The 20,705-nt window shown below is 66.8% G+C and carries 21 protein-coding genes and 1 tRNA gene; 4 read left to right on the top strand and 18 right to left on the bottom strand.

All coding sequences use genetic code 11. From position 1 onward, the window contains the following. Window positions 1–6 precede the first annotated feature (6 nt). The 8 genes from nuoG to ACO2SS_RS01455 all read right to left on the bottom strand — a co-directional run bounded on the left by nuoG (window position 7) and on the right by ACO2SS_RS01455 (window position 7,984). Window positions 7–2,088 carry an NADH-quinone oxidoreductase subunit NuoG gene (gene nuoG, locus ACO2SS_RS01490; RefSeq protein ID WP_423275780.1) on the bottom strand — a complete coding sequence of 694 codons (2,082 nt, stop codon included), beginning with the start codon at window positions 2,086–2,088 and terminating at the stop codon, window positions 7–9. A 12-nt stretch (window positions 2,089–2,100) separates the two neighbouring features. Further along, window positions 2,101–3,405, bottom strand: coding sequence for an NADH-quinone oxidoreductase subunit NuoF (gene nuoF, locus ACO2SS_RS01485; RefSeq protein WP_423275779.1), 1,305 nt, complete (start codon window positions 3,403–3,405; stop codon window positions 2,101–2,103). A gap of 8 nt (window positions 3,406–3,413) precedes the next feature. After that, entirely contained in the window at window positions 3,414–4,502 is a 1,089-nt protein-coding gene (nuoE, locus tag ACO2SS_RS01480; RefSeq protein ID WP_423275778.1) for an NADH-quinone oxidoreductase subunit NuoE, read from the bottom strand. Continuing rightward, window positions 4,502–5,806, bottom strand: coding sequence for an NADH-quinone oxidoreductase subunit D (locus tag ACO2SS_RS01475; protein WP_423275777.1), 1,305 nt, complete (start codon window positions 5,804–5,806; stop codon window positions 4,502–4,504). The genes nuoE and ACO2SS_RS01475 overlap by 1 nt, the downstream gene beginning before the upstream one ends. Window position 5,807: 1 nt before the next feature. After that, entirely contained in the window at window positions 5,808–6,413 is a 606-nt protein-coding gene (locus ACO2SS_RS01470) for an NADH-quinone oxidoreductase subunit C (RefSeq protein ID WP_423275776.1), read from the bottom strand. Window positions 6,414–6,415: 2 nt separating this feature from the next. Next, a complete protein-coding gene (locus tag ACO2SS_RS01465; RefSeq protein WP_423275775.1) occupies window positions 6,416–6,994 on the bottom strand; it encodes a NuoB/complex I 20 kDa subunit family protein in 579 nt (192 codons plus the stop codon). After that, a complete protein-coding gene (locus tag ACO2SS_RS01460) occupies window positions 6,985–7,350 on the bottom strand; it encodes an NADH-quinone oxidoreductase subunit A (protein ID WP_423275774.1) in 366 nt (121 codons plus the stop codon). Before ACO2SS_RS01460 ends, ACO2SS_RS01465 begins: the two co-directional genes overlap by 10 nt. 196 nt (window positions 7,351–7,546) lie before the next feature. After that, entirely contained in the window at window positions 7,547–7,984 is a 438-nt protein-coding gene (locus ACO2SS_RS01455) for a low affinity iron permease family protein (protein WP_423275773.1), read from the bottom strand. Between the two features lie 325 nt (window positions 7,985–8,309). On the opposite strand from ACO2SS_RS01455, the gene ACO2SS_RS01450 reads away from it, so the two are divergent. After that, a complete protein-coding gene (locus ACO2SS_RS01450; protein WP_423275772.1) occupies window positions 8,310–8,540 on the top strand; it encodes a hypothetical protein in 231 nt (76 codons plus the stop codon). A gap of 375 nt (window positions 8,541–8,915) precedes the next feature. On the opposite strand, the gene ACO2SS_RS01445 is transcribed toward ACO2SS_RS01450, so the two are convergent. After that, a tRNA-Asp gene (locus ACO2SS_RS01445) sits at window positions 8,916–8,992 on the bottom strand. A 144-nt stretch (window positions 8,993–9,136) separates the two neighbouring features. Then, on the bottom strand, window positions 9,137–9,907 hold the full coding sequence (locus ACO2SS_RS01440; RefSeq protein ID WP_423275771.1) for a glucose 1-dehydrogenase: 771 nt from the start codon (window positions 9,905–9,907) through the stop codon (window positions 9,137–9,139). A 132-nt stretch (window positions 9,908–10,039) separates the two neighbouring features. Between ACO2SS_RS01440 and ACO2SS_RS01435 the strand changes: the two genes are divergently transcribed. Then, a complete protein-coding gene (locus ACO2SS_RS01435) occupies window positions 10,040–11,653 on the top strand; it encodes a GMC family oxidoreductase (RefSeq protein WP_423275770.1) in 1,614 nt (537 codons plus the stop codon). A gap of 60 nt (window positions 11,654–11,713) precedes the next feature. Here ACO2SS_RS01435 and ACO2SS_RS01430 read toward each other — a convergent pair whose 3' ends face one another. The 8 genes from ACO2SS_RS01430 to ACO2SS_RS01395 all read right to left on the bottom strand — a co-directional run bounded on the left by ACO2SS_RS01430 (window position 11,714) and on the right by ACO2SS_RS01395 (window position 19,305). Further along, a complete protein-coding gene (locus ACO2SS_RS01430) occupies window positions 11,714–14,104 on the bottom strand; it encodes a TonB-dependent receptor (protein WP_423275769.1) in 2,391 nt (796 codons plus the stop codon). Between the two features lie 145 nt (window positions 14,105–14,249). After that, entirely contained in the window at window positions 14,250–14,855 is a 606-nt protein-coding gene (locus ACO2SS_RS01425) for a hypothetical protein (RefSeq protein ID WP_423275768.1), read from the bottom strand. Continuing rightward, a complete protein-coding gene (locus ACO2SS_RS01420) occupies window positions 14,852–15,700 on the bottom strand; it encodes an ABC transporter permease (protein ID WP_423275767.1) in 849 nt (282 codons plus the stop codon). The genes ACO2SS_RS01425 and ACO2SS_RS01420 overlap by 4 nt, the downstream gene beginning before the upstream one ends. Continuing rightward, entirely contained in the window at window positions 15,697–16,479 is a 783-nt protein-coding gene (locus tag ACO2SS_RS01415; protein ID WP_423275766.1) for an ABC transporter ATP-binding protein, read from the bottom strand. Before ACO2SS_RS01415 ends, ACO2SS_RS01420 begins: the two co-directional genes overlap by 4 nt. Then, complete coding sequence (locus ACO2SS_RS01410) at window positions 16,434–16,673, bottom strand: hypothetical protein (RefSeq protein ID WP_423275765.1); 240 nt, start codon at window positions 16,671–16,673, stop codon at window positions 16,434–16,436. The genes ACO2SS_RS01415 and ACO2SS_RS01410 overlap by 46 nt, the downstream gene beginning before the upstream one ends. A 10-nt stretch (window positions 16,674–16,683) precedes the next feature. Next, a complete protein-coding gene (locus ACO2SS_RS01405) occupies window positions 16,684–17,112 on the bottom strand; it encodes a hypothetical protein (RefSeq protein WP_423275764.1) in 429 nt (142 codons plus the stop codon). 10 nt (window positions 17,113–17,122) lie between these two features. Beyond that, window positions 17,123–18,139, bottom strand: coding sequence for a YVTN family beta-propeller repeat protein (locus ACO2SS_RS01400; RefSeq protein WP_423275763.1), 1,017 nt, complete (start codon window positions 18,137–18,139; stop codon window positions 17,123–17,125). After that, the gene (locus ACO2SS_RS01395) at window positions 18,124–19,305 is read right to left on the bottom strand and encodes an ABC transporter substrate-binding protein (protein ID WP_423275762.1); all 1,182 of its coding nucleotides are present in this window, start codon (window positions 19,303–19,305) and stop codon (window positions 18,124–18,126) included. Before ACO2SS_RS01395 ends, ACO2SS_RS01400 begins: the two co-directional genes overlap by 16 nt. A gap of 14 nt (window positions 19,306–19,319) precedes the next feature. On the opposite strand from ACO2SS_RS01395, the gene ACO2SS_RS01390 reads away from it, so the two are divergent. Together ACO2SS_RS01390 and ACO2SS_RS01385 are read left to right on the top strand one after the other, a co-directional pair. Further along, window positions 19,320–19,979, top strand: coding sequence for a DUF3280 domain-containing protein (locus ACO2SS_RS01390; protein WP_423275761.1), 660 nt, complete (start codon window positions 19,320–19,322; stop codon window positions 19,977–19,979). Further along, window positions 19,976–20,704, top strand: a complete 729-nt coding sequence (locus tag ACO2SS_RS01385) for a (5-formylfuran-3-yl)methyl phosphate synthase (RefSeq protein ID WP_423275760.1) — start codon at window positions 19,976–19,978, stop codon at window positions 20,702–20,704. Before ACO2SS_RS01390 ends, ACO2SS_RS01385 begins: the two co-directional genes overlap by 4 nt. The last annotated feature ends 1 nt before the right edge of the window (window position 20,705 follow it).

Genomic DNA, 20,705 nt, shown 5'->3' with positions numbered 1-20,705 from the left:
ACGATCCTACTCGGCCGCCTGGAGCGCCGACGGCGCACCCAGCAGAGCCGAGCACTCGGCCATGACCCGCGAGGCGCGGGCGATGGGATTGGTCAGGTAGAAGTCGCGGATCACGGGCGCGAACGGCTCGTGGCCCGGCCAGCCGCCCAGCGCTGAGAGCGACGAGAGCACGTTCGCGTCCCCGGCCGGCGCGATCTCCTCGATCCGGCCGAGATGCGGGTGGGCCGTGTACAGCGCGCGGCGGAGCGCCGCGAGGCTGTCGAAGGGCAGCCGCTTGCCGAGTACGTCCGAGAGCGCACGCAAGATCGCCCAGTCCTCGCGGGCGTCGCCCGGCGGGAATACGGCCCTGTTCGTCATCTGAACCCGGCCTTCCGTGTTCACGAAGGTCGCGGATTTCTCGCTGTAGGCGGCTCCGGGCAGGATCACGTCAGCGCGATGGGCGCCGCGGTCGCCATGCGTCCCCTGGTAGACCACGAAGGCACCTGGGGCGACGTCGATCTCGTCCGCCCCGAGGTTGAAGAGCACGTCCACGCCGCCACCGGCCATGGCCGGAGCCGTAAGGCCGCCCTCGCCTGGCACGAAGCCGATGTCGAGCGCCCCGACGCGAGATGCGGCTGTGTGGAGGATCGCAAGGCCGTTCCAGCCCGGCTTGACGGCGCCAAGCGCGGAAGCGAGCTGGGCCACAGCCGCGAGCACCGCCGCGCCGTCCTGGCGGGAAGTCGCGCCCGCGCCGACGATGATCAGCGGCTTCTCAGCCTTGGACAGCGCCTCATTGAAGCTGTGGCGTCCCCCGACGATCTCGACGAGCGTATCCGGCCCGGCGCCCAAGTACTCGTACGGGTAGGTGAGGTCGACCTTGGGGCCGATCAGGGCGATGGGGAGCCGCGAGGTCCGCCAGCGCTTGCGAATACGCTGGTTGATGATCGAAGCCTCAAGCCGCGGGTTCGACCCGACGATCAGGATCGCGTCGGCATCGTCAATGCCCGCGATGGCCGGGTTGAAGAGGTACGAAGCGCGGCCATGGGCCGACGATAGAACCGAGCCGTCCGGGCGGCAGTCCATGTTCCGCGAGCCGAGGCTCTCCATTAGGAGCTTCAGCGCGAACATCTCCTCGACGCCCGCGAGATCGCCCGCGATCGCACCGATACGGCTCGGGTCAGCGCTCTTCACCCTCGCCGCGATCGCCCCGAATGCCTCGTTCCAGGACGCAGGGCGCAGGCGCCCGTTCTCCCGCACGAAGGGGAGGTCGAGACGCTGAAGCCGCAGGCCGTCGACATGCTGGCGGGTCTTGTCCGAGATCCACTCCTCGTTGATATCCTCGTTCACCCGCGGAAGGACGCGCATGACCTCCTTGCCGCGCGCGTCGACGCGGATGTTGGAGCCGACGGCATCCATCACGTCGACCGACGGAGTCTTGGTCAGTTCCCACGGCCGCACGTTGAAAGCCTGCGGCTTATGCGTGAGGGCACCGACCGGGCAGAGATCCGCCACGTTCGCCTGCAGCTCCGAGCCCATCGCGTGCTCGAGATAGGTCGTGATCTCCATGTCCTCGCCGCGGCCCGTCGCGCCGAGATCCGGCACGCCCGCGACCTCCGCCACGAAGCGGATGCACCGCGTGCAGTGAATGCAGCGGTTCATCGAGGTCTTCACCAGCGGGCCGATGTACTTGTCGTGCACGGCGCGCTTGTTCTCGTGGAAGCGCGAGGTGTCGACCCCGTAGGCCATCGCCTGGTCCTGGAGGTCGCATTCGCCGCCCTGGTCGCAGATCGGACAATCGAGCGGGTGGTTGATGAGGAGGAACTCCATCACCCCCTCGCGTGCCTTCTTCACCATGGGCGACTTGGTGAGGACGGTCGGCGGCTCCCCGTTCGGGCCGGGCCGACAGTCGCGCACGCCCCAGGCACAGGACGCGACCGGCTTAGGCGCTCCCTTCAGCTCGACGAGGCACATCCGGCAATTGCCCGCGATGGACAGCCGCTCGTGGAAGCAGAAGCGCGGGATCTCCGCGCCTGCCGCCTCGCAGGCCTGGAGCAGCGTGAATTCCGCTGGAACCTCAACCTCGGTGCCGTCGACGACGATCTTGGCCATCTTATTCGTCCGTCACTCCGCCGCCATGAGCACGGGCTCGGAATGGGGGTTGTTCGAGTAGAGGTCGATGCGCTTCTCGATCTCGCCGCGGAAATGGCGGATCAGGCCCTGGATGGGCCACGCTGCGGCATCGCCCAGCGCACAGATCGTATGGCCCTCGACCTGGGTCGTGACCTCCAGCAGCATGTCGATCTCGCGCTTCTGCGCGCGGCCTTCGGCCATGCGCGACAGGACGCGCCACATCCAGCCGGTGCCCTCACGGCACGGCGTGCACTGGCCGCAGCTCTCGTGCTTGTAGAAGTACGAGATGCGGGCGATCGCGCGGACGATGTCGGTCGACTTGTCGAGGACGATCACGGCTGCCGTGCCGAGGCCCGACTTCAAGTTCCGCAGCGTGTCGAAATCCATCGGCGCGTCGATGATCTGTTCCGCCGGCACGAGCGGAACCGAGGAGCCGCCCGGGATCGAGCAGAGCAGGTTGTCCCAGCCACCCCGCATCCCGCCGCAATGCCGGTCGATGAGCTCCCGGAAGGTGATGCCCATCTCCTCCTCCACGTTGCAGGGCTTGTTCACGTGCCCCGAGACGCAGAAGAGCTTGGTTCCAGTGTTGTTCTTGGTGCCGAGGCCGGCAAACCAGGCGCCGCCCCGGCGAAGGATCGTGCCGGCGACGGCAATCGACTCGACGTTGTTCACGGTGGTCGGGCAGCCATAGAGGCCCATATTGGCCGGGAACGGCGGCTTCAGCCGCGGCATCCCCTTCTTGCCTTCGAGGCTCTCGAGAAGCGCCGTCTCCTCGCCGCAGATATAAGCCCCTGCCCCGTGGTGGACGTAGAGATCGAAGGGGTAGCCGTGAATGTTGTCCTTGCCGATCAGGCGCGCGGCATAGGCCTCGTCGACAGCGCGCTGCAGCGCCTGGCGCTCGGCGATGTATTCACCGCGGAGATAGATGTAGCAGGCGTGGGCCCGCATCGCGAAGGACGCGATCATGCAGCCTTCGATCAGGAGGTGCGGGTCGTGCCGCATGATCTCCCGGTCCTTGCAGGTGCCGGGCTCCGACTCGTCGGCATTCACGACGAGGTAATGCGGCCGCCCGTCCGACTGCTTCGGCATGAACGACCACTTGAGGCCAGTCGGGAAGCCCGCGCCACCGCGGCCGCGAAGGCCCGAGGACTTCATCTCCTCGATGATCCAGTCGATCCCCTTGTCGAGGAAGAACTTCGTCCCATCCCACGCACCACGACGGCGCGCGGCTTCGAGCCCCGGCGAATGGAAGCCGTACAGGTTCGTGAAGATGCGGTCTTTGTCGGCGAGCGCCATCTGTCAGCTCACTCCTTCGGCGCCACGCCCGGAGAAACGTCCGGGCTCGCGCCGACAGGCTTGGTCTCCGATCCATCCCGGCGGTCGGCGGTTTCGGATTGCGGCGTGCCGGCAAACGGCGTCGTGCCCTCTGCGTCGGCCGCGACCTTCCCCTCGCCCGGCTTCGATGGAACCGCCGTGTAGGACTTGTCGCTCTGCTGGGGCCGCGTCGAGGTCTCGGGGCCGGGGTGAACGGCACCCGTGGTGTCGGTCCGCCCAGCCGCGGCTTGGTCGGCCTGCTTCACGGGGGCTTCGCCCGCGGCAGCCCGCGTTGCGGGGGTATCGGCAACGGGGCGCTCGATCGGACGCCCAGCATCGGGCTTCGCCGCCTTCGGGTCGCCAGGGCCGGTCGCCGTCGCTGCCTGATGCTCGCCGGTCGTGGCCACAGTCGGCGCGCCTGACAACTCGTCCTTGAATCTCTCGCGCCAGCTTCCGACCAGCGACCCATCATAGAGCGAAGGGTCAGTCAGCGTCTTCACGTCGTCCTGAGGCTCGGATGCCCGCCGGCCGTTCTGCGGACCCGGCTTCACCTCTCGCCCCGCCTTAAGGTCGTCGAGAAGCTTGATCAGGAGGTCCGGCGTCAGATCCTCGTAGTAGTCGTCGTTGATCTGCACCATCGGAGCGTTGCAGCACGCGCCAAGGCACTCGACCTCCAGCCAGGAGAAGTAGCCGTCCTCCGTGACATGATGCTGGTCGCCAACACGGTCGAGCAGCACCTGCTTCAGGTCGAGCGCCCCCTTCACATGGCAGGGTACGGTGCCGCAGAGCTGGATGAAGTAGCGGCCCACCGGCTCCAGGTTGAACATGGTGTAGAAGGTCGCGACCTCCATCACCCGGATCAGCGGCATTCCGAGGCGCGCGGCAACGGCCTCGATGGCCTTCTGAGGCAGCCAGCCGTCATGCTGCTTCTGGGCCTGCCAGAGCGCGGGAATGACCGCGGAGGCCTGCCGGCCGTCCGGATACTTGGCGATCTGCTGATCGAGCCAGCGTTCGTTCTCCTCCGTGAAGGCGAAGGAGGCGGGCTGGACCTCGACAGGGGCGAGACGACGGACGGCCATCAGCGATCAACCTCGCCGAACACGATATCGAGGGAACCGAGCACGGCGGACACGTCGGCGAGCATGTGACCGCGGCACATGAAGTCCATGGCTTGGAGATGAGCGAAGCCCGGTGCCCGGATATGGCACCGATACGGCTTATTGGTCCCATCGGCGACCAGATAGACGCCGAACTCGCCCTTCGGCGCTTCCACGGCGGCGTAGACTTCGCCGGCCGGGACGTGGAAGCCTTCCGTATACAGCTTGAAGTGGTGGATGAGCGCTTCCATCGAACGCTTCATCTCACCGCGCTTCGGCGGGGCGACCTTGCCGTCGAGGGACGTTACGGGGCCCGCACCTTCGGGAGAGCGGAGTTTGTGCAGGCACTGCTTCATGATGCGGACGGATTCCCGCATCTCGAGCATCCGGATCACCTGACGATCGTAGTTGTCGCCGCTCGTGCCGACCGGGATGTCGAACTCCACCTCCTCGTAGCACTCGTAGGGTTGCGCCTTGCGCAGGTCCCATTTCGCGCCGGAGCCGCGGACCATCACGCCCGAGAAGCCGAGGCGCCAGCAATCCTCGAGCGAGACCACGCCGATATCGACGTTGCGCTGCTTGAAGATGCGGTTGCCGATGAAGAGCGCGTCGAGGTCGTCGCAGACCTTCAGGAAGGGGTCGCACCACGCCCAGATGTCGTCGATCAGCTCGGGCGGCAGATCCTGATGCACCCCGCCCGGGCGGAAGTAGTTGGCGTGCATGCGCGAGCCGGAGGCACGCTCATAGAACACCATCAGCTTCTCGCGCTCCTCGAAGCCCCAAAGCGGCGGCGTGAGGGCGCCGACATCCATCGCCTGGGTCGTGACGTTCAGGAGGTGCGAAAGGATGCGGCCGATCTCGGAGTAGAGCACCCGGACCAACTGCCCGCGCTTCGGCACCTCGAGCCCGACCAGCCTCTCGATGGCGAGGCAGAAGGCGTGCTCCTGGTTCATCGGCGCGACATAGTCGAGCCGGTCGAAATAGGGCGTCGCCTGCAGGTAGGTCTTGTACTCGATCAGCTTCTCGGTGCCGCGGTGGAGCAGGCCGATATGCGGATCCACCCGCTCGACGATCTCGCCGTCGAGCTCCAGCACCAGGCGCAGCACGCCGTGGGCGGCCGGATGCTGCGGGCCGAAATTGATCGAGAAGTTGCGGATCTCGTGCTCGCGCCCCGCAGACGGCAGCAGGGTCCCGGATTCGCGGACCGCGTTGGAGGCCTCGGCATGAGGCCGGGTATCGAGCAGCTCGTCGCGCTGAGCCGCGAGGCCGTGATCCTCGAGAGCCATGTCAGACAGCCTTCGCCTTCTCGTCGCCGGGCAGGACGTAATCCGTCCCCTCCCACGGCGAGAGGAAATCGAAGCTGCGGAACTCCTGCTGCAGCTTCACGGGTTCGTAGACGACCCGACGCTCGGTATCGTCGTAGCGTACCTCGACGAACCCCGTCATCGGGAAGTCCTTGCGCAGCGGGTGGCCCTCGAAACCGTAGTCGGTGAGGATGCGACGCAGATCCGGATGCCCGGTGAATAGGATGCCGTAGAGGTCGTAGGTCTCCCGCTCGAACCAGTCGGCAGCCGGGAAGACGCTGATGATCGAGGGGACGGGCGAGACCTCGTCCGTCTCGAGCTTGATCCGAATCCGCTGGTTCAGGACCGGTGAGAGCAGGTGATAGACGACATCGAATCGCCGCTCGCGCGCCGGGTAGTCCACCCCGCAGATATCGATGAAGCAGATGAACCGGCACTCGGGATCGTCACGCAGAAAGGTGACCGCCTCCACAATGGCGGAGCGCTCCACCCCGATCGTGAGGTCGCCATAGGCGACCGCGTGGCCAGTCACCACCGAACCAAGTCGGCTGGCGATGTGCTGCCCGAGCTGGGCGAGATCCATTGCCATTCTCAGCGCTCGATTGTTCCGACGCGGCGGATCTTCCGCTGGAGTAGCAGCACTCCGTAAAGCAGCGCCTCCGCGGTCGGGGGGCAACCCGGCACGTAGATGTCGACCGGCACGACGCGATCGCAGCCGCGCACCACCGCATACGAGTAATGGTAGTAGCCGCCGCCATTGGCGCACGACCCCATGGAGATGACGTAGCGCGGCTCCGGCATCTGGTCATAGACCTTGCGGAAGGCCGGGGCCATCTTGTTCGTCAGGGTGCCTGCCACGATGATCACGTCGGACTGGCGCGGCGTGGCACGCGGCGCGAAGCCGAAGCGCTCGGCGTCGTAGCGCGGCATCGACATCTGCATCATCTCGACCGCGCAGCACGCGAGCCCGAAGGTCATCCACATGAGGGACCCGGTTCGCGCCCAGGTGATCAGATCCTCGGCGGTCGTGACCACGAAGCCCTTGTCGGCGAGCTCGGCGTTGACCTCGCGGAAGAACGGATCGCGCGCCCCAACCGGCTGCCCCGTTGAAGGATCGATGATGCCACGCGGTGCCGGTGCAATCGCGGTCTGGGAGGCGGTCAGTCCCATTCCAGCGCTCCCTTCTTCCACTCGTAGATGAAGCCGATCGTGAGGATGGCCAGGAAAATCATCATCGACCAGAAGCCGTACCAGCCGAGGTCGCCGAAGGTGATGGCCCAGGGGAAGAGGAACGCCACTTCGAGATCGAAAATGATGAACAGGATGGCGACGAGATAGAACCGGATGTCGAACTTCATCCGGGCGTCGTCAAACGCGTTGAAGCCGCACTCGTAGGCCGAGAGCTTCTCCGGATCCGGACTCTTGTAGGCCAGCAGGAACGGGGCAACGAGAAGCGCTGCCGCGATCACCACCGAGACGCCGATGAAGATGATGAGAGGTAGGTAGTCCGATACGACTGCGTTCATTCGCCACCTGCGAACGCGGACAGGTCAGGGGCCGGAACGCGTTGGGTTGCTTGTCTTTGAGGCAGATATGGCCGCGAGCCGGACCGTCCGCAAAGCGTGCGGCTCGATTATCGCAGCGGTTCTAAAGTGACAAGCCGTCGCTGCGACGCACAAGCGTGTTTCCGGCTTGTTTCGAAACTTGGCCCGGCGGGGCCGGTCAGCCAATCCCTGCGGCGCGGTCCGCAGCCGCCGCTGCCTTCTCCTGCGCCCTACGCGCCGCCTCGTCGCCTGAGCGCTCAGAGCGCGCCCTCGCCTCGCACTTGGCGCGCAGCTCATCCAGCTCCTCGTCGGTAAGATGCTCGATGCCGATGTAGACGTTCTGAGCCGCGCTCGCCCGGATGAGCTCGTCGAGCTTGGTCTGGATGGCGGCGCCGTCCCGATTCTGGGTGTTCTGGATGAGGAACACCATCAGGAACGTGACGATCGTCGTGCCGGTGTTGATCACCAGCTGCCAGGCATCCGAGTAGTGGAACAAGGGGCCGGTAACGCCCCAGACCGCTGTGAGGAAAACTGCGAGGGCGAAGGTCAGCTGCTTTCCGCTGGCATGCGCCACGAAGTTCGAGAATTGGACGAAGTGCTTGCTGAAGGTCGGCATGGCGAAGGCACTCGGGGCGCATCACCGCGGCGTGGCCGGAATCAAACAATGCGGAACAGGGCAAAGAGGTCCCAAAGACGGCGCTGGCCGGGAGCCGTGAGCCGCGGCAGATTCGTCTGGTCTTGAACATCCGCGCTTTCAGACCATATGAGGTCTTGCGGTTCGGGCCGACGCTCGCGAAAAGCTTGAGCAGCCCTCCGCCCACCTTTGCCCGTCCCGGCAGATTGTCCGGCGCTGCAAAGTTGGAGGACACGCCCGCCGAGTTCAGTCTCGAGCGGGCGTTTTCGTGTCTTGAGTTGTCTTTGACCTTACTGAGAGAGCAGCAATGAGTCGCAAGCCGAAAGCCCCCGCCGGCTGGGGGGAACTGAACGTCGCGTTGAACGGACTGGTTCGGGAAGGCGTCATCATCAGCTACAGCACCGGAATGGCGGCCGGCAGCGCCTCGGTAGAGGTTGCGATCGAGAGCGGCGCCGATCAGGCTGAGATCGTCAAGCGTGTCCGCGGCTCGCTCCCGCCGGCCTTCGCCGATGCCAATGTTCGGACCCGGGCGGCGTGACGTCGCCGCTGCAGAGCGCCGCTAAGGTGTAGGCCTGGAGGACTTCACGTCATCAACGACGCGCTCCAGGCCGGCTTCGAGCCACCCCGGATCATCACCGAAGCCTACAAGCCCGCCAAAATCACTTTGCTCGACACTGCAGGAATTCCCGCGGCATTGCGCTGCGCGTACGAGATTGTCGGCCAACGGCCGTCAATCCCGATTATGAGGCGCTCCCGTCTTCGCTGACCTGCGCGCGCGAGAATCTGCCCTTGCCTCGCGACGCGCCTGGCGGGGCGAGACCCCAGCCCGGTTCGACGATCTGTATCCTGGAGGGAGGGAAGCCGCAGCATTCCGCTTTCGCCTCGCTGGCGAATAAGCTGCGTAGTTTGAAGGTGGCGCGGGCGACGGGGCTCGAACCCGCGACCTCCGGCGTGACAGGCCGGCACTCTAACCAACTGAGCTACGCCCGCGCGGGGTAGCTGGTCCCCAACCGGGGAGGCCCGCCGTTTAGGTGGCGGCGGCCCTGGTTGTCAAGCGGAACCAGCAAATTCCGGTGGAACTTTGCAGTCGGCTGCGCCGGCTCCTGTGGACGCTGCTTGAATGCGGCTCGTTCGTCAGAGGGACGAGACCAGGTGGCCGCCATCGACAGGGATGTCAGCACCCGTGATCGATCGCCCGGCATCGCCCGCGAGCAGAAGCAGAGCGCCGTCGAGGTCCGACATCTGGCCGAGTCGGCGCTGGGGCACGCGGCGGATCAGGTCCTTGCCCACGTCGGTGGCAAAGAAATCGCGGTTCAGATCGGTCTCCACGTAGCCCGGGCAGAGGGCATTCACGCGAATCCCGTAACGGGCGAGCTCAAGCGCCATCGCACGCGTAAGCTGCACGAGCGCGGCCTTGGACGTGGCATAGGCCGAGACCTGGCCGGCGACCCTGAGCCCCAGGATGGAGGCGATGTTGATGATCGACCCGCCGCGGCCGCTTTCCTTCATCTGGCGTGCCGCAGCCTGACCGACCAGGAAGGCGCCGCGGAGATTCGTGTCGAGGACGCCGTCCCAGTCTTCCGGCGTTAGTTCCAGGAAGGGCTTTGTCAGGGCGACGCCGGCATTGTTCACAACGATGTCGAGTTGCCCGGCCCCGATCCGTTGAGCCTCGGCAACGGCTGTCGCCACGGCCCTCGGATCGGTCACATCCAGTCCGACAAGCTCCGCCGACCCGCCTGCGTCGCGAATCTCGGTCTGGAGGGAGGAAAGAGCATCGATCCGCCGAGCCGCCAGAACGACCTGTGCGCCAGCCTGTGCGAGCACCGTCGCGAAGTGCCGGCCAAGGCCGCTCGAGGCCCCGGTCACGAGGGCCGTCCGACCGGACAAATCTATAGTGTAGCTCATGTTCGCGCCGCCTTTGGGAGTGACGGCGGCTAGCTAACCTGTCCGGCGGCATTCCGCGAGCGCCCCCGATTTTCGAGCGGACGGAGACGGGATCCCTCGCCCTTGGCCGTTCAACTCGGATATGGGTCTTTCATGCAGGAATTTGGCACATACGACTACGTGATCGTCGGGGCGGGCTCGGCGGGGTGCGTGCTGGCCAACCGGCTCTCGGCGGATGGGCGGAACCGAGTGCTGGTGCTGGAGGCCGGCGGGCGGGACAACTGGGTCTGGTTCCACATCCCGGTCGGCTACCTGTTCGCCATCGGCAATCCGCGCGCCGACTGGATGTTCGCCACCGCCCCGGAGGCGGGGCTCGGCGGGCGCACCATCGCCTATCCGCGCGGCAAGGTGGTCGGCGGCTCCTCCGCCATCAACGCCATGATCTACATGCGCGGCCAGGCGGCCGATTACGACGGCTGGCGCCAGCTCGGGCTCGCCGGCTGGGGCTGGGACGACGTCCTGCCCTTCTTCCTCAAGCACGAGGACCACATCGCGCCGCCGAACGAGTTCCACCGGTCGGGCGGCGAGTGGCGCGTCGAGCACCCGCGCCTGCGCTGGGACATCCTGGACGCGATCCGGGAGGCCGCCGCCGAAGCCGGCATCCCCAAGATCCCGGACTTCAACACCGGCGACAACGAGGGCTCGTCCTATTTCCAGGTGAACCAGAGGCGGGGCCGGCGCTGGAGCGCGTTCCGGGGCTTCCTCAAGCCCGTCCTGAACCGGCCCAACCTCCGCCTCGAGACCGGCGTGCATGTGGACCGGGTCGAGTTCACGGAGGGCCGCGCCAGCGCCGTGATCTTCTCGCGCGGCGGCGAGCAATACCGGGCCGCGGTGGCCGGCGAGGTGGTGCTCTCGGCCGGCGCGGTGGGCTCGCCGGTCCTGCTCGAGGCCTCCGGCATCGGCGATGGCGAGCGGCTGTCGGGCCACGGCATCGACACCGTCCGGCACCTGCCCGGGGTCGGCGAGAATCTGCAGGACCACCTCCAGATCCGCCCGGTCTACAAGGTCACGGGCGTGCGCTCGCTCAACACCGACTATGCCAACCTCCTCCGCCGCGCCTGGATGGGGGTCGAATACGCCCTCCTCCGCACAGGGCCGCTGACCATGGCGCCCTCCCAGGTCGGCGCCTTTGCGAAATCCTCGCCGGACTACGCGACCGCGAACCTGGAATTCCACTTCCAGCCGCTCTCGCTCGACAAGTGGGGCGAGGGCCTGCACCCGTTCGGGGCCTTCACGGCGAGCGTCTGCAACCTGCGACCCTCGAGCCGCGGCAGCGTGCATCGCGGCCCGGACGGCAAGCCTCTGATCCAGCCGAACTACCTGACCACGGACGAGGACCGCCGGGTCGCCGTCGATTCGCTCAAGCTCGCCCGCAGAATCGTGAGCCAGCCCGCGCTCGCCCGCTACAGCCCGGTCGAGCACCTGCCGGGCCCGGGGGTCGCGAGCGACGAGGACATGCTGGTCGCGGCCGGCCGCCTCGGCACCACCATCTTCCACCCGGCCGGCTCGGCCGCCATGGGCCCCGACAACAACCCGATGGCGGTCCTCGACGAGCGCCTGCGCGTGCGCGGGGTCGGCGGACTGCGCGTCGCCGACGCCTCCGCCATGCCCCGCATCACCTCCGGCAACACCAACTCCCCCACCATCATGATCGCCGAAAAAGCCGCCGCCATGATCCTGGAAGATGGGAAGACCGTGCGGGCGTGAAGGAAGGACTCCGGCGCACCGACATGGGGAGCGCCCTGCCCCGCCGGGCCTCCCCGCCGCTCACCAGGTGATCTTCACGCCCCCATACACTGAGAGAGGCTGGGCGAGCGTGATGGTCCGCGGGTCGTTGAAGACAACACCGGCCGCGTTCGGGATCGCGCTTCTCTCGAAGAAGGTGCCGTAGCTCGCGTAGCGGCGGTCGAACAGGTTGTTCACCACGCCGAAGACCTGGATGTTCGGCGTGACCTGATAGGTGGTGCGGAGGTTCGCGAACCAATAGGCCGGGAGAACGCGGGCGAGGTTCGCCTCATCCCCCGCGAAGCGCTGGCTCGAGAAGGCGGCGAGTTCGATCCCGAACCGCCACGCTGGCGTGAACGCGTATTCCAACCCGGCCTTGACCTGGTGGCGTGGGATCAGCGGAATGTGGTGGCCGGGCCGCACGAGGATATTGCCGTCATCGTCGGCGGCCGGGTTGTTCGGAGAGGCAATCGCGCCGGTGAACCGGAAGGTCGCGTCGATGAAGCTGTAATTGGCGTAGAGCTGCCATTGCTCGCCGGCATATTCCGCCGACAGCTCTGCTCCCTGCCGGAGGGTCGACGGGACATTTGCATAGAAGCCGCGCCCCTGGATGACGCTCGCGAGTGCGATGATGTCGTCCTCGACGGCGGTGCGGAATGCTCCAGCCTTGAAGCGGAGCGTTCCGCCATGGAAGTCCGTCACCGTCGAGCGCAGGCCTGCCTCGAAGGTGCGCGACACCACCTGCTGGAGGGGTGGGTCGGCGACGAGCGCGTTCTCCAGGAGACAGGGCCGATTGCGGTCGGCGCAATTCAGCTCGAGCGGGGTCGGAGCGCGGTTCGCTTCCGCATACCCACCATAGACGGAGACCTCCGGCGTGAGCTTGTAGGTCAGCCCGAAGGCCGGATTGGCACGCGTGAAGCTGTTCTTCGCGTTCAATTCCGGCGCGACGCCGCTCGCGTCGCGCGTATCGATCTGGATCGAGTTCAGCCGGACGGCGAAGGTCGCGGCAAGCCGATCCGTCACCTCGAACGTGTCGGTCGCGAAAAGGCCGAAATAGGTGTTGGTGCCGCGGAGGTCGACCGGCGCATAGCCGATGTTACCGAAGGACCGGATCGGGCCGGTCCCGGTGCCCGGAACGGCAGCGCTGGGGCCGACGAACAGGTTTGGATAGATGACGCCCAGTTCGCTTCCGGAGCGGAAGCTGTAATCCGCGCCGTCGATGCTCCCGCCAAGGATGAAGGTGTTCTTGTGGCCGAGCAGCGTCTCCGTGCTTGTCGCCTGGAGCGAGCCGCCATAGCTGGTCGCCGAGGTTCGTGTCCGATCGACGGTGCCGTAGGTGGCGCCGGGCGTGAAGGGAAGGCTTGCACCGTTCGGGCCCACCACTGCGAACTGGTCTCGAAAGGCGCGCGTCCTTCCGCCTGGCGGGACGCCGAAGCCGTCGTCCTCCAGGCAAAGGCGGCCGCCGAACGAGGACTGGTTGCTGCACCGTTCGAACTCGGCGTCGTTTCCGTCGACGTGCCGCTGGTCGAATGTCCGGACATAGGCCGTGCCCTGGATCGTCCAGGTGGGGCTTACATCCACGCGGCCGTTGAGGGCGACGAGACTCATCTCGTGCCGCGTCGTTTGCGGCCACGTGTAGATCGAGCGCTCGTTGAGGCGCAGAAGATCGACGGGTGTCGGCCCGATCACGCCGAACGAGTTCCAGGCGCCAGCGCCGATCAGGTGGAACTCGGAGGACTCCGCCCGATAGCCGAGATCGCCGTAGAAGCGCTTGATCTCGGATGGCGATTGGAAGCGCCACCCGTCGTTGCGCATTCCGTCACCCGCGATGTAGAGGCCCCAATCGCCGATGGCCGCCCCGTATTGCATCGAGCCGCCGAACCGGCCGAAGGAGCCCCCCTGGATCTGTGTCTCGAAGCCCTGCCAGGTGAAGCCGTTCTTCATCTCGATGTTCACGGCGCCGCCGAGAGCGTTGAGACCGAAGATGGGGTTGCTGCTGAAGAGGTCGAGGCGGTTGATCGCGACAGGCGGGATGAAGTCCCAGTTCACGCTGTCGCCGAACGCCTCGTTGATGCGCACGCCGTTCTGGTAGACGGCAATCCCCTGGGGCGTGCCGGGCAGCGGCGAGGCTGCGAAGCCGCGATAGCGCAGGTCCTGGAACTGCTCGCTGCCCTGGACGTCGTTGAGGCTCACCCCCGGCGTGCGGGCCTGCAGCGTATTCAGGAGGTTGAATGAACGCTGCCGCTCGAACTCACGGGCCGTGACGGTTTCGACGGTGCCCGGAATCATGTCGCGCGCGATGCCGCGCGTCGAACCCGAACTCGCGACGGGCGTCGTCGCGATTACCTCGATCTCCGGAAGCGCTGTCGCGCTCTGAGCTATGGCCTCCGCGGCCGAGAGGCTGGCGACACCCGCCGACAGCGCAAACCACATGCCCCGCATCGTGCCCGCCCCGCCACGAGGGCGTTTCGCCCTCGCCAGACGCATGATGCCGCCGATTGAGCTACATACAACAGATATATACCGAAGAAACCGATTATGACATTATGATTAGCTTAGAATAGTCTGCCATTAAGCTTCACAATCGCGCCTCTATCCGCCGCGCGATCTCACCCAGTCGCTCCTCGATGAGCGTCGGAACTTCACAGACATAGTTGAGGGCCTGGCTGCGCTCCTCGAAGATGCGCTTGTCCCAGGCGAAGCTCGTCTCGAGTGCGGCAATGTCCTTGGGCGCCTCCGCCTGTGGCGAATCCTTCGCTGCGCTGATCCGGTCAGCCTCATCCCGGATCCGTTCTGCCAAGCGCTCCTGGCCACGCGCATAGCGGGTGATCCCCTCGAGCACCCGGCTCCTCTCCGCGTTGGTGAGCGCGAGGATCCCGGAGAAGAGCCGGGTCAGTTTTTCCTTCCGGTCAGGGCCCGCTTCCCTCGCGAAGCCTTCCAGCAACGTGTCCGCCTCCTCCAGCGTCGTGCGCCGCGACGCCAGCCGTTGGGCGAGCGCTGCAACGGGAGGGTCACTTCCCCATGCGCCTGCCTTCTCCAGGTCGGGTCCCGACCAGATTGCGGCCGGCGCGATCGTCGCCACGCGGCGCTGCACGCAGGGCCAGTCGGGATCCGGCTTCGGCTGCGCCCATGCGGCCGCCGGCGCGACCAGGATGGAGCAAACCGCGAGGATGTAGGGCCTCATGTCGGCGCCTCCTGCGGGCCGCCGCCGCGCCGACCCATCACGCCGCGACCGGGATCGTAAGCCGCGACCGCGAGCAGAAAGAAGAGCGCGGTCGTTCCGGCTACGACGGCGAGCGCCACCGGCTCGAGCCGCATGTAGAGTGCGAAGCGGATCAGTTCGACCGCATGGTTGAAGGGATTGGCGAGGCAGATGCGGTAGAGGATCTCGCTCGCTTCCCGGATCCGCCACAGGGGGTAGAGCGCGGAGGACGCGAAGAACAGCGGGAAGATGACGAAGTTCATCACGCTGGCGAAGTTCTCGAGCTGCCGCACGAGCGAGGAGAGGAAGAGCCCCATAGCGCCGAGCATCAGCCCGACCAGGATGAAGGCCGGCAGGGCCGTAAGAAGGCCCAGGGGCGGCAGGTCCGTGCCCCAGAGCTGCGCGATCGCGATGAACACGTAGACCTGGACGAGCGAGACGACGACGCCGGCCGCGAGCTTCGCCAGCAGAAGCGACCAGCGTGGGAAGGGGCTCGTCAGAAGCAGCCGCATCGACCCGACCTCACGGTCATAGACCATGGACAGGGAGGATTGCATGCCGGCGAAGAGCTGGATCATGGCCGCGAGCCCGGGCACGACATAGACCTCGTAGAGCACGTAGGTCTCGTAGGGCGGCGTGATGGAGAGGCCGAGCACGCTCCGGAATCCGGCGGCGAAGATGAACAGCCACACCAGCGGCCGCACGAGTGCAGAGAAGAAGCGTCCCGTCTGGTTGAGGAACCGCAGGAGCTCCCGACGCACGATCCCAACGAAGCAGACGAGATAGCCCGCACCGTCCACCCGGCTCCGCAGCGCGACGGCGCTCATGCCGCCCTCAGTGGAACGGCAGTCATCTGCCGGAACGAGGCTTCAAGGGAGCCACCAGGCCGCGCGAGGTCGGCCGCTAGCCCGGTCGCGATCACCCTCCCGGCATGGAGGACGACGACCTCGTCGCCGGGATGGACCTCGTCGAAGATATGCGTCGCCCACAGAACCGAGAGCCTCTCGTCCACGACGAGGTCGCGGACGATGTGCACGACGTCGGAGCGGGAGGCGAGGTCGAGCCCGACCGTCGGCTCGTCCAGGAGGAGCAGCCGCGGGGCGTGCACGAGGGCGCGGGCGATCTCGACCCGGCGGGCCTGCCCGCCCGACAGCGTTCTGACCCTCTCGTCCAGGCGCTCGCGCATGCCCACGCGGCCGAGGAGTTCGATGATGCGCGGCATCGCGGCCCGGCCGCGGATCCCGTGCAGGGCCGCGTGGTAGACGAGGTTCTGGCGAATGGTCAGGTCGCCGTCGAGCGTGCGGGCCTGGAAGACGACGCCCGTGAGCGCGAGCGCCCCCGCGGGCGAGGTCCGGATGTCGTGACCGAAGACGGACACGGCGCCGCTCTGATTTGCGTAGAGGCCAGTCGCGACGGAAAAGAGCGTCGTCTTCCCCGCCCCGTTCGGGCCCAGCAGTGCGACGAAGCCCCCCTCCGGCACCGTGAGCGACACTTCCGAGAGGGCGGCCCGGCTCCCGAAGCGATGACCGAGGTTACGGACGAGAAGAGCCGGAACCCCGGTCACTTCCCGAGTGCCGCGCGCGCAGCCCGGATCGCGTCCATGCATTCGTCGAACTCGCCCTCGCCCTGCTCGCGCTGGGCGACCCGCAATTCGCGCTCGACCTTGGTCCGGACCGCGCCCGTTGCCTTAGGCACCTCGGCCTGAAGCATCGCGATGCCCGCGACGCACTCGCTCTGGTCATCGGCCTGCGCGAGGCCGGATCCCAGCATCATCGCAAGGGGCACAAGAAGACGCCTCATCGCCGCAGTCCTACTTGATAACCAGCTTGCCGGTCATGCCGCGGCCTTCCAGGCCCTGGATCCACCAGCGGTACTCGCCCGGCCGGACCGCGACGAAGTCCACGGCAATGGTTCCCTGGTCGTCGAACTCGAAGGCGTAGGGGGCGCCGGCCATGTGCACCTCCAGGCGGTTGATGACGACCTGATTGATCCAGATGTTCCGGAGGAAGTCGGGCGCGAGGAACTTGTATTCCTTCTGGCCCTTGGCAGTGATCTTCAGGCGGTAGGATTTCCCGCCCTCCATCTCGATGTCGCGCACGGGAAGCGCAAAATCGTTCCCGTCCTCGTCGCCCAGGGCCAGTTCCGGAAGATCTGTCCGGCCCTTCATGAGGTCGAGCGCCTGAACGGGCATCGCCGCCATGACCGCCCCGACCAGCATCCCCGGCAGAAGCCTCTTCATCGCCCCCTCCTCATTTCGGTGACACGACGACGCCCCATGGCAGCCGCCCGACTTTGACGCTCCTGACGACCTTGGCGCTCGGGACATCGATTACGGAGATGTCGTTCGAGGTGCCGTTGGTAGTGAACAGGAGCTTCTCGTCCGGCGAGAAGGCGAGCTGCCAGACGCGCTGGCCGACAGGGAGGTAGCTCAGGACCTCGTGCGTCTTCCCATCCAGTACGGCGACGCGGTTGGCGGGCCCGAGCGCCACAAAGGCCCGTGAGCCGTCCCGCGTGATACGGATGCCGACCGGCTGGATGGCATCGTCCGGGATGCCAGGGATCTTGAAGCCGACCTTCTTCTCGACCTGCCGGGTCGCGACGTCGATGATCGCAACCGTGCCGCCGATCTCGGCCGAGACCCAGAGCTTCTTTCCGTCGGCCGTGAACTCGGCGACGCGCGGCCGGGCGTCGACCAAGACGTTTTCGACCACCTTGAGGCTGTCGGTGTCGATGAAATGCGCCATGTTGGTGGTTTCGGAGGTGTTCACCAGGATCTTGCCGTCCGGGCTGATCCCCATCCCCTCCGGCTCCACCCCGACGGGCACCTCGGCGATGACGCGGTTCTTCTCGACGTCGAGCACCGTGACCTGGCTGTCGTCCTCGTTGGCGATGTAGAGCGGGTTGCCGGACGGATGCAGGATGAACTGCTCCGGATCCGGCCCTGACCGTAGGCTGCGCAGGACCTTGCCGGTCGCGGTGTCGACGACGTCGACGCGGTTGTCGTCGCTCGCGCAGACGAAGAGCAGGGAGCCGTCGTTGCTCAGCGTGACGCCGCGTGGCCGGCGGCCAACCTTCCAGGTCGCCTTCATCTCCAGCGTCCCGGAATCGAGCACCGTGACCGTGTTGTCCTTCTCGTTGCTCACATAGATCGTGAAGGCGGCGGCTTCGGCCGCAAATCCCAGACCGACCGCCAGAGCGATGAAAGCCGGGAAGGTGCCGGGGCGGCTGACCAGCGGCCGCGCGGGAGGGGTCAGCCGAGTCTGCATGGGCTCTCCGGTTGATCCAGGCCAAGGGAGTCGAGCGGTGTCCGCTGGTGGAGGAAGCCCTTCTCCGGCGCGACCGTCACCAGGGCCTTGGGCTGCACGATCAGGATGGGCTGGCGGAGTTGCTGGTCCCAGGTGCGGAAGGAAAGGCCCACGCCCTTGTGGCCCGGCAGGCTGAAATCCGGGCTTCTCAGGAATGCCGCGACGAGGCGCGGATCGGCGCTCTTCGTCTGCGTGCCCGCCTCTCCGACCGAGCGCACCGCCGCCCAGACCTGGTAGTCGAGCGGCCGCATGAGACGGCCGGCAAGGCGGCGGAAACGGTTCTGGGCCTGGGTCGCACCCCAGGCCTCGAGAGTCGGATGCCACGTCGTGGCGATCAGCCCCTGCGTGCCGCCGACCGGCCGCGGGTCGACGGTGCGAAAGGGAACGTAGTCGCCGAAATCGCCGGCCTCGTCGGCGACGACCGCGATGTCGTAATCGCCCCCCCGGGTGAAGACGAGTGCCTCGGCCGTAGTCGGGCTGTCGGCCTTCGCCCGCGCGAGCGGCCCGAGATCCCAGGGCCTCTCGGCCGTGACCTGCAGCCCGAACTTGCGCGCCGAGCGCTTGACCGCCTCGGCGTAGAGCCGGTCGGCCTCGTTCGGTCCAACCATCAGGAAGAGCTTGCGCCAGCGCATGTGGGACAGGAACTGCGCGAGCCCGTCGGTCAGCATCGCGGTGCTCGGCGCGACGTGGAAGATGTTCGCGCGGCAATCCGGCCCGCGCAGCCGGTCCTCGCCTGCCGCGGCATTGAACACGACCGCCGGCGTGTCCTTCAGGGCATCCGCCACGGCCAGAAGATCGTCCGCCGGCAGCGCCGCGACGATGAAGGGGGTCCCGCCCGAAACGAGGGCCTTCGCGGCCTCGCCCGCGCTCTGCCCCTCCTCCAGGATCACCTCCTCGGCCTTGTAGCTTTGTCGAGTGAAGGCCCCCGTCGAGTTGTTGTCGCGGATCGCGAGCCGCCCGCCCGCGATGCCGTCATCCTCCGGCCGAGCCTCGATGTCCGAGGCCGCCGGCGGCGGGATCTCCCGGCTGATAATGCCGATGCGAAATTCTACCGGGTCCGCCGCGACGGCACGCCCGGCAAGGCAGACGAGAGCAGCGCAGATCGCGATCCGCCTGCTCCGCGACATAAGCAAACCTGAAAATGGCCTCGCTGTCGTCATGGTGTCGCAGGTTACCCAGGCAAAGTGATCTTGCACAACAGATTATCGATGAGAGAAAACTAAGAACTCGCGCGCTTGTGCAGAGCGAAATGGCGTGTGATCGATTTATTAGTATTATGTTGCGGGAGGCCAATGTGTGGCCTGTCCTGGTTTTGGTATCGCTGCTCCTAGCATCGGCAGCGATGGCGCGCCCGGCTCGAACGGCGATCCTAGAGATCGAACTGCTGGACATGAGCCAGCCTTCGGGCGACCGCGGGCTGGAAGCGGAGCAGGCTCGTCGGCTCGGGCTCGCCAGCACCGAACTGCGGCGCCTGCTGGCCGAGTCCGGACAGATCACGCCCGTCGACATCGCGCCGCAGGCCACCGCAATCCAGGACAAGAGCCCCGTCTTCAAGTGCAACGGCTGCATCGAGGAGATCGGCAAGTCCCTCGGCGCGGAACTCGTCGTCTCCGGCTACGTGCAGAAGACCTCGAACCTCATCCTGAGCTTCGTCCTCACCGTTACGGATATCGCCGACGGAAAGATCGTGCGCGGCGCGCAGGTCGACATACGGGGCAACACGGACGAGACTTGGCTTCGCGGCATCCGCTGGATGGTGAAGAACCGGCTGCTCGCCGAGCCCCTCCCGGAACGCTCATGAGTCCAGCGGAGACGCCAGTCCAAAGCACCCGCCTGCTCGTCAGCGTGCGCGACCCGGCAGAGGCAGTGCTCGCGGCTGATTGCGGGGCCGATCTGGTCGACGCGAAAGACCCCGATCGCGGCGCGCTAGGCGCGCTGCCGCCCGGCATTGTCTCAGCCATAGCGGCGGACGTACGGACGAACCCCAATTCCCCGCTCGTCAGCGCAGTCGCGGGAGAGCCGCGGGGGGTTGCGGAACTGGCCTCCAGCCTTGGCGCGCTCGCGCCCGCGGGCGCCGACCTTCTGAAGGTGGCGCTCCCGGCAGGGATCTGGAGCGAGCCGGACATGCTGCGGCCAGCGCTGGCCCATGCCGGGGTGCCAGTCATCGCGGTCTTCTTTGCGGAGGACGGGCCGGAGCCGTCCATCCTGCCCTCGGTCGCCCGTGCCGGTTTCGCAGGAGCGATGATCGACACCCGGATTAAGGACGGGACGAGCCTGCCGGACCTCCTGCCGCCCGAGCGGCTCGCGGGCTTCGTGGCCGGCTGCCGGGAGGCCGGGCTGATCTCGGGGCTGGCGGGCTCGCTTCGGATCGCGGACATCGCGGCTCTTGCTCGCCACGGGCCGAGCTATCTCGGATTCCGCGGCGGCCTCTGCGCGAGCAGCAACCGTGGGCTGGCGCTCGACGGGGGCCGCATTCGTGAGGCCGCGGCGCGGCTCACGGAGACGGGACGGCGGGAGGCGGCCTGAC

This window comes from Enterovirga sp. CN4-39 (genome assembly GCF_049446235.1).
Classification (GTDB): Bacteria; Pseudomonadota; Alphaproteobacteria; order Rhizobiales; family Beijerinckiaceae; genus Enterovirga.
Note: the sequence above shows the minus strand (reverse complement) of the source record. Positions and strands in the feature narration are given on the sequence as shown.

Excerpts from the sequence above, each read along its gene's own strand:
- nuoG (WP_423275780.1), bottom strand. The coding sequence starts at position 2,088 with ATGGCCAAGATCGTCGTCGACGGCACCGAGGTTGAGGTTCCAGCGGAA.
- nuoF (WP_423275779.1), bottom strand. The coding sequence starts at position 3,405 with ATGGCGCTCGCCGACAAAGACCGCATCTTCACGAACCTGTACGGCTTC.
- nuoE (WP_423275778.1), bottom strand. The coding sequence starts at position 4,502 with ATGGCCGTCCGTCGTCTCGCCCCTGTCGAGGTCCAGCCCGCCTCCTTC.
- ACO2SS_RS01475 (WP_423275777.1), bottom strand. The coding sequence starts at position 5,806 with ATGGCTCTCGAGGATCACGGCCTCGCGGCTCAGCGCGACGAGCTGCTC.
- ACO2SS_RS01470 (WP_423275776.1), bottom strand. The coding sequence starts at position 6,413 with ATGGCAATGGATCTCGCCCAGCTCGGGCAGCACATCGCCAGCCGACTT.
- ACO2SS_RS01465 (WP_423275775.1), bottom strand. The coding sequence starts at position 6,994 with ATGGGACTGACCGCCTCCCAGACCGCGATTGCACCGGCACCGCGTGGC.
- ACO2SS_RS01460 (WP_423275774.1), bottom strand. The coding sequence starts at position 7,350 with ATGAACGCAGTCGTATCGGACTACCTACCTCTCATCATCTTCATCGGC.
- ACO2SS_RS01455 (WP_423275773.1), bottom strand. The coding sequence starts at position 7,984 with ATGCCGACCTTCAGCAAGCACTTCGTCCAATTCTCGAACTTCGTGGCG.
- ACO2SS_RS01450 (WP_423275772.1), top strand. The coding sequence starts at position 8,310 with ATGAGTCGCAAGCCGAAAGCCCCCGCCGGCTGGGGGGAACTGAACGTC.
- ACO2SS_RS01440 (WP_423275771.1), bottom strand. The coding sequence starts at position 9,907 with ATGAGCTACACTATAGATTTGTCCGGTCGGACGGCCCTCGTGACCGGG.
- ACO2SS_RS01435 (WP_423275770.1), top strand. The coding sequence starts at position 10,040 with ATGCAGGAATTTGGCACATACGACTACGTGATCGTCGGGGCGGGCTCG.
- ACO2SS_RS01430 (WP_423275769.1), bottom strand. The coding sequence starts at position 14,104 with ATGTGGTTTGCGCTGTCGGCGGGTGTCGCCAGCCTCTCGGCCGCGGAG.
- ACO2SS_RS01425 (WP_423275768.1), bottom strand. The coding sequence starts at position 14,855 with ATGAGGCCCTACATCCTCGCGGTTTGCTCCATCCTGGTCGCGCCGGCG.
- ACO2SS_RS01420 (WP_423275767.1), bottom strand. The coding sequence starts at position 15,700 with ATGAGCGCCGTCGCGCTGCGGAGCCGGGTGGACGGTGCGGGCTATCTC.
- ACO2SS_RS01415 (WP_423275766.1), bottom strand. The coding sequence starts at position 16,479 with ATGCATGGACGCGATCCGGGCTGCGCGCGCGGCACTCGGGAAGTGACC.
- ACO2SS_RS01410 (WP_423275765.1), bottom strand. The coding sequence starts at position 16,673 with ATGAGGCGTCTTCTTGTGCCCCTTGCGATGATGCTGGGATCCGGCCTC.
- ACO2SS_RS01405 (WP_423275764.1), bottom strand. The coding sequence starts at position 17,112 with ATGAAGAGGCTTCTGCCGGGGATGCTGGTCGGGGCGGTCATGGCGGCG.
- ACO2SS_RS01400 (WP_423275763.1), bottom strand. The coding sequence starts at position 18,139 with ATGCAGACTCGGCTGACCCCTCCCGCGCGGCCGCTGGTCAGCCGCCCC.
- ACO2SS_RS01395 (WP_423275762.1), bottom strand. The coding sequence starts at position 19,305 with ATGTCGCGGAGCAGGCGGATCGCGATCTGCGCTGCTCTCGTCTGCCTT.
- ACO2SS_RS01390 (WP_423275761.1), top strand. The coding sequence starts at position 19,320 with ATGGCCTCGCTGTCGTCATGGTGTCGCAGGTTACCCAGGCAAAGTGAT.
- ACO2SS_RS01385 (WP_423275760.1), top strand. The coding sequence starts at position 19,976 with ATGAGTCCAGCGGAGACGCCAGTCCAAAGCACCCGCCTGCTCGTCAGC.